The sequence below is a fragment of the Oleiphilus sp. HI0132 genome (genome assembly GCF_001635845.1).
This window is the reverse complement of the sequence record NZ_LWGJ01001513.1, coordinates 1-599: the sequence shown is the minus strand read 5'-3', so window position 1 is coordinate 599 and position 599 is coordinate 1. Positions and strand designations below refer to the sequence as shown.

Annotated in this window: 1 protein-coding gene; it reads right to left on the bottom strand. The window is 48.6% G+C overall.

Annotated features, from left to right (window positions below; translation table 11 throughout):
- A partial coding sequence (locus tag A3766_RS23295) for a CHC2 zinc finger domain-containing protein (protein ID WP_231882973.1) occupies positions 1–577 on the bottom strand: 577 nt, incomplete at its 3' end.
- Positions 578–599 lie beyond the last annotated feature (22 nt).

Here is a 599-nt window from a genome sequence, read left to right as displayed (position 1 = left end):
CAAAGGGGTTGTCGTACTTATCGAGAACGGTTTTGGTCTGAATGAGTGACTTTAAGGTTTCTGGGGCGGCTTTAGCACTCAGAAAATCCCGCTCGGCCGGTGCAAAGCCGATAGCGAAGCGCTCAATCACTTCGTCCGACAAGCCACGCCTTTTCAGGTAGTCCTGAGCACGCGATTTATTGGCATGAGACTTTAGCGCATCCCTGTATTTCAGATTTGCGTACTCTAAAGCTTCCCACAACTTTGCTTGAAGGCTGTATACCTTTTGGACTTTTTCGTCTCTCGGCACCTCGATGCCAGCGATCTTCGCCAGCTCTTCAACCGCTTCATTAAAATCCAGGTTATCGTGTTCGCGCAGGAAGTTAATACTGTTACCACTCGCGCCACAACCAAAGCAGTGGTAGAAGTTCTTTTGAGCGTTAACGTGAAAAGAGGGTGTTTTTTCTTGATGGAAAGGACAACAGGCCTTCAGTGCAGTACCCGCTTTTTTAAGCTGTACGCGCGAACCCACAACTTCGGCGATAGGCACTCGCGCGACGAGGTCTTCTATAAAATCTTGTGGGATTAATCCTGCCATCTGCTACGACACACTACTCAAT